The organism is Arthrobacter zhaoguopingii (genome assembly GCF_009828595.1).
GTDB classification, from domain to species: Bacteria; Actinomycetota; Actinomycetes; order Actinomycetales; family Micrococcaceae; genus Arthrobacter_D; species Arthrobacter_D zhaoguopingii.
In genome coordinates this window covers 138,362-147,337 of the sequence record NZ_WPNY01000011.1, presented here as the reverse complement: position 1 = coordinate 147,337, position 8,976 = coordinate 138,362, and the positions used below count along the sequence as shown (strand labels likewise).

Below are 8,976 nucleotides of genomic sequence, written 5' to 3'. Positions count from 1 at the left end.
CCCGGAAGCTAAGACCCACAGCGCCGATGGTACTGCACCCGAGAGAGTGTGGGAGAGTAGGACACCGCCGGACCACCCTTAAAATGCAGGCCCCACCACCGGTGGGGCCTGCACCCCTTTAACCACCACCACAAGACCGGGCCCACCCCCCACCACGGCCACCAGGCCCATAACCCGCTGGGCCGGCACGCACCCCAGCACCGGCACCCACCTGGGCCGCAGACCCGGCCGGCACTACCGCCGGCCCGCTGCCCCTCGCCGGTCGCACCTGGGCCGCCGCGGGCCGCCGTGGTTCGCATCCGGAGCGACGGTATGTCGCGGTGGGATGGCGGACGGTTGGCGGGCCACGGCCATCCGGCCGGGCTGGCCGGCGTGCCTGGCAGGTGCCACCCCGCACAGGATCGCGCGGCCGGGGCAGGACGTGATTGCATTGATGCAAACGACTTATAGAACAATAGAGAACAGCGGAACGCGAGATGCGGCTGCTGTAAATGAGAGGAACTTCGCCGCCATGGCTGAGCAGGAACGCACGCACGGGGACTCCCCGGACAACGGAAAGCCCGCAGGCGGAGGAAACTCGAATCAAACCGAGGCCGCCGGGAAGCGCCACTCGTGGGGATCGAAGGGGGCGGCGAGGTCGGCCGCAGATTCCGGCGGCCGCGACGGTGAGACCGGGGGAGCCCGGGGTGCTGCGCCGCAGCGGCGGGGACCGGGCTCCTCCTCGGGTACATCAGGCAACCGTTTCGGCGGCGCCTCCCGCGGCCGCGACGGCGCCCGTGATGGACAGCGCAGCTCCGACGGGCGCGGCGGGTACCAGGGCCGGGGTGAATCCGGTGCCGGCCGGGATGCCGGTGCCCCGTCGGCTGGTGGCCGCTATGCGGACCGCCCCGGGCTTCGCCCTGACCGCGCCGGTGAAGGCCGCGGCACTGAGGGCCGCACTTCTTCGGACCGAAGTGCAGGAGGGCGCGGCGCAGGCGATCATCGCTCCGGCGGGGGCTACCGGGGTGGCGATTCCCGCGGCGCACAGCTGAGGGGCTCCGCCTCGAGGGGCGGGTCGTTCTCGGGTAACGCTTCCGACCGGCCGCGCGCCGGTGGTGCTGCTGGAGGACGCAGCGGCGGCCCGGCCGACCGGCCCGCCTGGGCCAAGCGCCCGGATCAGGGCGCCGACCGGCGTCCCGGCGGATCGGGGGAGCACCCACGCGGTGAGGGCCGGACCGGCTCCCGCTTCGATGACCGGCGTGATGACCGGCGTGATGACCGGCGCGACGGTCGCCGAGACGAACGCGGCGGGGGTCCCCGCGCCGGTGGCCGGGGCGCCGGGCAGCACGGCACCGCGCCGCGCCGCAGCTTCGGGGCCGGGGACGGTCCCCGAAGTGGTCCGCCGGCCGCGCCCCGCCAGCACAACGCGCGTGACCTGCGCAGCTCCAACCGGCCGGACCGGGAACGTTCACCGGAGATCGACGAGGACGTGAAGGGCGACGAGCTGGACCGGGTCACCCGTGCCCAGATCCGCAACCTCGAGGAGCGCAGCGCACTGTGGGTGTCGCGTCACCTGGTGATGGCCGGACGCCTCCTCGAGGACGATCCCGAGCTCGCGTTCCAGCATGCCCTCGCCGCGAGCAGGCGCGGCGGACGGCTCGCGGCCGTCCGTGAAGCGGTCGGCCTTACAGCGTATGCCGCCGGCCATTACGGCGAGGCCCTGCGGGAGTTCAGGACCTTCCGCCGGATCAGTGGCTCCAATGCGCACCTGCCGGTCATGGCCGACTGTGAACGCGGACTGGGACGGCCGGACCGGGCGCTCGACCTTGCCCGCAGTGAGGAGGCCGAGACCCTCGATGCGGCAGGCAAGGCCGAGCTCGCCATGGTCGTCTCCGGCGCACGGACCGATCTCGGCCAGCTTGAGGCAGCCGTGGCCGCCCTCGAGATCCCACAGCTGGATCTGCACCGTGCCTTCTCCTTCAGTCCCCGGCTGTTCCGGGCGTACGCGGATGCACTCGATGCCGCCGGACGCACCGGGGAGTCGGAGAAGTGGCGCAAGCAGGCCAAGGTGGCCGAGTCCGCACTGGGGGTCGAGGACCCAGCTGAGCCCGACATCATCGACCTTTTGGGCGATGACGAGGAAGGTGCAGCGCGTCCGGTACCGACGGTGGCCGAGGTTCTGGGCGGGCCGAAAAAGGACGCCGCCGAGGACGTGACAGCCGAAGCACCCGCCTCCGTTATCGACTCCGATGGTGATTCGAACGAGTCTGAGGGCGCCGGGCCCGACACCGATGGTGCAAGCGCTGATGGTGGGAGCGCCGACGTTGAGGAAGGCACCGGGACCGACAGCACCGAAGGGACCCTCCTTCCAGCCGCGGATAACGACACAGACAGCACCCCCGGCGCGGGGGATGGGGATGCCCCTTCCGGGACCGCGCCCGGCGGTGGTGCTCCGATCAAGGCGGCCGAGGATTCCGTTGGAGGCTGAGGGTGCCCTGATCGGCGCCTATGACGCGGTCCTTTCGGACCTCGACGGCGTCGTTTATGCTGGCCCGCACGCCATTGCGGGAGCCATCGAGGCGCTGACGAAGCTCTTGGAGGTGGGGGTGAAGCTGGCCTACATCACCAACAATGCGTCGCGTTCGGCCGATGAGGTCGCGGCGCACCTGAGGAGCCTTGGCGCGCCGGCCCGGGGGGACCAGGTCTTCGGGTCCGCCCTCGCCGGTGCCGAACTCCTGGCCGGGTTGGTTCCGGCAGGCTCCAAGGTGCTGGTAACCGGAAGCAGGACCCTGGCCGACGCGGTGCGCAGCCACCGGCTGATCCCGGTGGACTCGGCCGAGGACGGCCCCGACGCGGTCATCCAGGGCTTCTCACCCGAACTCGGCTGGAGGGACCTCGCCGAGGCGTCCTATGCGATCGCGGCCGGCGCAGTCTGGGTTGCCACGAACACCGACATGTCGATCCCGCAGGCACGCGGGATCGCCCCCGGCAACGGGTCGCTCGTGGCGGCCGTCGCAGCCGCCACAGGGACCCGTCCTGTGGTCGCCGGGAAGCCGGAGGCACCGCTGTTCACCACGGCGGCGCGCCATCTGGGGTCGGAACGCCCGCTTGTCGTCGGCGACCGCCTGGACACCGACATTCTCGGCGGGAACCGGGCCGGCATGGACACCGCGCTGATCCTGACCGGGGTCGACACGGTGCGCACCGCACTGGCTGCGGTGGCCGCCGAGCGTCCCACCTACCTGCTCCCGGACCTTGGGGGCCTGTACGAGCCCTACCCGCCGGTGACTGCCGACGACGGCGCATACCGCTGCGGAACCGATTCGGCCCGGGTCGAGGCAGGAGCCGTTCGAGTGGAGGGCAGCGAAAGCAGCCTCAACGCCTGGCGGGCGGCCTGCGCTGCGTGGTGGGCGGCTGCGCCCGCGCTGGAGACGGCCCGGATGCCGGATCTCCGCTTCACCGGCGCAGCGGCCTGAATCCGGGACGCTGCAACAATGGCAGAACCGACAATGGCAGGACCGACGAAGGGGGAAATCGTGCGCGACGACGACGGCCGCGTTCCCGCTGATGCATCCGAGGCTGCCCGGGACGGTGGCATGCCGGGCCCGGACGGCGAAGCCGGTGCCGCCGCGGAGTTTTCCGGGCCCGGAGAGGTACCGCCCACAGGGGATTCCTCGGTCGACGCCGTCCTCGGGAGGCTCGCGGACCTCGGCGGACACCCGGTGGGCGAGCACGCGGATTTCTACGCGACCCTCCACGATGCCCTGCTCACCGAACTCAACGCGGAGGACTGATCAGTGGCGCGCCTGGACCAGGAACTTGTCTCCCGTGGCCTGGCACGCTCGCGGTCCCATGCGGCCCAGCTCATCACGGCCCGGCGGGTGTTCCGAGCCGGCGAGGTGATGCTCAAGGCCTCCGCACCGGTCAGCGGCGACCAGGAGCTGGCGGTCGCCGACGCCGGGCCCGAGTTCGTGAGCCGGGCCGGACACAAGCTCGCCGGCGCGCTCTCCGCCTTCCCCGGCGTCGCGGTCGCCGGGCGGCGCTGCCTTGACGCCGGAGCCTCCACCGGCGGCTTTACCGACGTGCTGCTGCGGGCCGGCGCCCGCGAGGTGGCGGCGGTGGACGTCGGCCACGGCCAGTTGGTGCAGGTGCTGCGCCAGGATCCTCGAGTGCACGTCTTTGAGGGGCTCAACGTGCGCTACCTCGACCCGGGGGAGATCGGGGGACCCGCCGAGCTCACCGTGGCCGACCTGTCCTTCATCTCCCTGAAGCTCGTGATCCGGTCCCTCGCCGCGGCCACGGTGCCGGGCGGGGACCTCGTGCTGATGATCAAGCCGCAGTTCGAAGTGGGACGCGGTGCCCTGAACGGCCAGGGCGTCGTGACCTCCGAGGCCGCCCGCAGGCGGGGCGTGCACGGAGTGGTCCGGGAGGCACTCGCGGCTGGGCTGGAAGTACGAGGCCTGGAGCAGAGCTCCCTGCCCGGCCAGGACGGAAATCTTGAGTACTTCCTGTGGGTGAGGGTGCCGCATCGGACAATGGACCCTAGGATCGAAGAGGACCTGGACCGCCTGACCGACGGGCTGCTCTCCACGAGCGCCGCATTCGGCGGCCGGGCGAAAGACAACGACGGAGCTGAATGACTAGGAAAATTCTGGTGCTTGCGCACACCGGCAGGCAGGACGCGATTGCGGCCGCCCAGCAGGCGTGTACGCGGCTCTCCGCCCTCGGGCTCACGCCCGTCATGCGGCCGGAGGAGGCCTCCGGGCTCCAGGCGGCGTACGGCGCCCTCGCGGCACCGACCGAAACGCTGGGGGAGGACGTCACCCTCGACGGCATCGAACTGGTCATGGTCCTCGGCGGCGACGGCACCATCCTCCGCGCCGCGGAACTGGTGCGCAGCCGCGAAATCCCGCTCCTCGGGGTGAACCTCGGCCACGTCGGCTTCCTTGCCGAAAGCGAACGCGCCGACCTCGACGAGGCGGTCCGGTGGGTCGCCGAACGCGACTACAGCGTCGAGGAACGGATGACCATCGAGGTCTCCGCCTGGCAGGGCGATACCCTGCTTGGGGAAACGTGGGCACTCAACGAAGCGGCCATCGAGAAGGCCAACCGGGAACGCATGATCGAAGTGGTCATCGAGGTCGACGGTCTGCCCGTCAGCTCCTTCGGATGCGACGGCATCGTGCTTGCCACCCCCACCGGGTCAACCGCCTACGCCTTCTCCTCCGGCGGCCCCATCGTGTGGCCGGAGGTGGAAGCCCTGCTGATGGCCCCCATCAGCGCCCACGCGCTCTTCGCGAAACCGCTCGTTGTCGCTCCGACCTCCGTGCTGGCCGTGGAGATCCTCACCCGCACGGACGCCTGGGGCGTGCTGTGGTGCGATGGGCGCCGCAGCATCGACCTTCCGCCCGGCGCCCGGGTGGAGGTCCGGCGTTCCGATAATCCGGTCCGGTTGGCCCGGACCCGCCAGACTCCCTTCTCCGAGCGGCTCGTCCAGAAGTTCCAGCTTCCCGTCCAGGGCTGGCGCGGGCCGGTCGCCTCCACCGGAAGGCACCTCCAATGATCGAGGAGATGCGGATCCGCGACCTCGGCGTCATCAGCGATGCGACCCTCACCCTGGGCCCCGGCCTGACCGTCGTCACCGGCGAAACCGGCGCGGGAAAGACCATGGTGATCACCGCCCTCGGCCTCCTGCTCGGCGCGCGGTCGGACGCCGGTTCGGTCCGCCTTGGGGCGAAGTCGGCCTCGGCGGAGGCCATCGTGCGCCTCGAGCACGGCAGCGCCGTCGCCGAGCGCGCAGTGGAGGCCGGTGCGGTCCTTGAGGAGTTCGACGGCACGGCCGAACTGATCCTGGCGCGCACCGTGACCAGCGAAGGCCGCAGCAGGGCCTACGTGGGCGGCAGGACGGCGCCCGTTGGGGTGCTCTCGGAACTCGGCGAGCACCTCGTCGTCGTGCACGGGCAGTCGGACCAGCTGCGGCTCAAGGGCGCCGCCGCCCAGCGCGGGGCCCTCGACAAGTTCGGCGGACCGAAGCTCGCGGCCGAACTCGAGGCCTACGCCGGCAGCTACCAGCGGTGGCGCGGCGCGATCGCCGAACGCAACCGGCTCCAGAGCGAGGCGAGGGAGCGGGCGCGGGAAGCCGAAAGCCTGACGGCGGCCCTCGCGGAAATCGACGAGGTCGACCCCCAGCCGGGGGAGGACGTCACGCTGAAGGCCGACTCGATGCGCCTGGGCAACGTCGAAGAGCTGCGGACCGCGGCCCTGACCGCCCATTCCGCACTGGTGTCCGAGGACTTCGGCGCCGCGGTCGACGCCGTCTCCCTCGTTGACGAGGCCAAGCGGCAGCTCGAGGGGGTGGCCGAGCACGACCAGGAGCTCGAGACGCTCGCCGGCCGGCTGGCCGAGGTCGGGTATCTGCTCGCCGACATCTCCGGAGAGCTCGCCGCCTACGGAACGGCCCTTGAGGGAGAAGGTCCGGCGCGCCTCGCCGAGGTCGAGGCCCGGCGCGCCGCGCTTGCGGTGCTGGTGCGCAAGTACGCCCCCAGCATCGACGAGGTCCTGCAGTGGCGCGAGGAGAGCGCCCGGCGCCTTGAGGAGCTCACCGGGGACTCCTCCCGCGTCGAGGAGCTCGAAGCGGAGATCGAGGGGCTCGACGCCGTGGTGCGCGCCGGTGCGGCCGCGGTGTCGGCCCTGCGGCAGGAGGCCGCCCGGCACCTCGCCGAGCGGGTCAGCGACGAACTGAGCGCCCTCGCCATGCCCGACGCCACGCTGCTCATCGAGGTCACCCCCGCGGAGTCCCTGACGATCCACGGCGGCGACGACATCAGCTTCAACCTGCGCCCGCACCCCGGGTCCGCCCCCCGGCCGCTCGGGAAGGGGGCCTCCGGCGGCGAACTCTCCCGGGTGATGCTCGCCATCGAGGTGGTGCTCGCCGCCGTCGACCCGGTTCCCACGTTCGTCTTCGACGAAGTTGACGCCGGGGTGGGCGGAAAGGCCGCCGTCGAGATCGGCCGGCGGCTGGCCATGCTCGCCCAGCACGTCCAGGTGATCGTGGTGACCCACCTGCCGCAGGTGGCGGCCTTCGCGGCGCGCCATGTCCGTGTCACAAAGAACGTGCATTCCACCGGTGGGGACGGGGAGGACAGCGGATTCACAGCCAGTGATGTTCAGGTGCTGCCCGAGGCGGAGCGCGTGCGCGAACTTGCCCGAATGCTTGCGGGCCAGGAGGACTCAGCCTCCGCCCGCGCCCATGCCGAGGAACTCCTCGCGGATGCGGCGCGGACCACTTCCAGATGATAGGCTCGAACTCCGTGGTGCAGCAAACAAACTCCCGGTTCCCAAAGTCCGCAAAGACGACCAAGCACATCTTCGTGACTGGTGGCGTGGCCTCCTCCCTCGGCAAGGGATTGACGGCGTCAAGCCTCGGTCACCTGCTTCGGGCACGGGGACTCTCGGTCACCATGCAGAAGCTTGATCCCTACCTCAATGTCGATCCCGGCACGATGAACCCGTTCCAGCACGGTGAGGTCTTCGTCACCGAGGACGGCGCCGAAACAGACCTCGACATCGGCCACTACGAGCGGTTCCTCGACGAGAACCTCGACGGCTCGGCAAACGTGACGACCGGCCAGGTGTACTCGACCGTCATCGCCAAGGAACGCCGCGGGGAGTACCTCGGCGACACCGTCCAGGTCATCCCGCACATCACCGACGAGATCAAGCGGCGCATGCGCCTGCCGGCCGAGCCGGTGGCCTTGAAGAAGGTTCCCGACGTCATCATCACCGAAATCGGTGGAACCGTCGGCGACATCGAATCCCAGCCGTTCCTCGAATCGGCCCGCCAGGTCCGCCAGGACATCGGACGCAACAACGTCTTCTTTCTCCACGTGTCGCTGGTTCCCTACATCGGGCCCTCCCAGGAACTGAAGACCAAGCCGACGCAGCACTCGGTCGCGATGCTCCGCTCCATCGGCATCCAGCCCGACGCCATCGTGATCCGCTCCGACCGCGAGGTCCCCCTGGCGATGCGGGAGAAGATCGGACGCATGTGCGACGTCGACATCGACGCCGTCGTGAATGCGGCCGACGCCCCCAGCATCTACGACATCCCCAAGACCCTTCACAGGCAGGGCCTCGATGCGTACATCGTCCAGTCCCTCGACCTGAAATTCAAGGACGTCAACTGGACCAAGTGGAACAAGCTCCTCGACGCGGTGCACAACCCGAAGCACCAGGTCGAGGTGGCGTTGGTCGGTAAGTACATCGACCTGCCCGACGCCTACCTCTCGGTCACCGAGGCGCTGCGGGCCGGCGGTTTCGCCAACAAGGCCAAGGTCAACATCCGCTGGGTGCCCTCGGACGAATGCGACACCCCGGAGGGCGCCCGTAAGGCCCTCGCCGGCGTCGACGCCATCTGCGTTCCGGGCGGCTTCGGCATCCGCGGCCTCGAAGGCAAGCTGGGCGCCCTGCTGTTCGCCCGCGAGAACAAGGTCCCCACCCTGGGCCTGTGCCTTGGACTGCAGTGCATGGTCATCGAATACGCCCGGAACGTGGTCGGCCTCGAGAACGCGTCCTCGAGCGAATTCGAACCCGACACCAAGTTCCCCGTGATCGCCACGATGGCCGAGCAGCTCTCCATCGTCGCCGGGGAGGGTGACATGGGCGGAACCATGCGCCTTGGCCTCTGGGAGGCGCGCCTTGATGAAGGCTCCGTCGTCGCCGGCACCTACGGCAAGACCACCGTCACCGAGCGCCACCGCCACCGCTACGAGGTGAACAACGAGTACCGCGCCCAGATCGCCGAGGCCGGGCTCGTGTTCTCGGGCACCTCGCCGGACGGCAAGCTGGTGGAGTTCGCGGAGCTCCCCCGGGACGTCCACCCGTACTACGTGTCCACCCAGGCCCACCCCGAACTGAGTTCGCGCCCCACGCGGCCGCACCCGCTCTTCGCGGGACTCGTGAAGGCCGCCCTTGATCTCAGGGGCGCCAAGGTCTGAG

General features: G+C 70.4%; 8 protein-coding genes. 7 read left to right on the top strand and 1 reads right to left on the bottom strand.

Annotated features, from left to right (window positions below):
* Positions 1-730 precede the first annotated feature (730 nt).
* Complete coding sequence (locus GVV86_RS14510) at positions 731-1,402, bottom strand: hypothetical protein (protein ID WP_159803163.1); 672 nt, start codon at positions 1,400-1,402, stop codon at positions 731-733.
* Positions 1,403-1,468: 66 nt separating this feature from the next.
* Between GVV86_RS14510 and GVV86_RS14505 the strand changes: the two genes are divergently transcribed.
* From GVV86_RS14505 to pyrG, 7 genes are read left to right on the top strand one after another with little or no spacing between them, the layout of a single operon-like run.
* Positions 1,469-2,467 (top strand): hypothetical protein, encoded by a 999-nt coding sequence (locus GVV86_RS14505; protein ID WP_246669996.1) that lies wholly within the window; start codon positions 1,469-1,471, stop codon positions 2,465-2,467.
* Positions 2,457-3,455, top strand: coding sequence for an HAD-IIA family hydrolase (locus GVV86_RS14500; RefSeq protein ID WP_246669995.1), 999 nt, complete (start codon positions 2,457-2,459; stop codon positions 3,453-3,455). Before GVV86_RS14505 ends, GVV86_RS14500 begins: the two co-directional genes overlap by 11 nt.
* Before the next feature lie 18 nt (positions 3,456-3,473).
* Positions 3,474-3,773 (top strand): hypothetical protein, encoded by a 300-nt coding sequence (locus GVV86_RS14495; protein ID WP_159619070.1) that lies wholly within the window; start codon positions 3,474-3,476, stop codon positions 3,771-3,773.
* A 3-nt stretch (positions 3,774-3,776) separates the two neighbouring features.
* On the top strand, positions 3,777-4,619 hold the full coding sequence (locus GVV86_RS14490) for a TlyA family RNA methyltransferase (protein ID WP_159803161.1): 843 nt from the start codon (positions 3,777-3,779) through the stop codon (positions 4,617-4,619).
* Complete coding sequence (locus tag GVV86_RS14485) at positions 4,616-5,542, top strand: NAD kinase (RefSeq protein WP_159619066.1); 927 nt, start codon at positions 4,616-4,618, stop codon at positions 5,540-5,542. The genes GVV86_RS14490 and GVV86_RS14485 overlap by 4 nt, the downstream gene beginning before the upstream one ends.
* A complete protein-coding gene (recN, locus tag GVV86_RS14480; protein WP_159803160.1) occupies positions 5,539-7,275 on the top strand; it encodes a DNA repair protein RecN in 1,737 nt (578 codons plus the stop codon). The genes GVV86_RS14485 and recN overlap by 4 nt, the downstream gene beginning before the upstream one ends.
* Positions 7,272-8,975 carry a CTP synthase gene (gene pyrG / locus GVV86_RS14475; RefSeq protein ID WP_159803159.1) on the top strand — a complete coding sequence of 568 codons (1,704 nt, stop codon included), beginning with the start codon at positions 7,272-7,274 and terminating at the stop codon, positions 8,973-8,975. Before recN ends, pyrG begins: the two co-directional genes overlap by 4 nt.
* The last annotated feature ends 1 nt before the right edge of the window (position 8,976 follow it).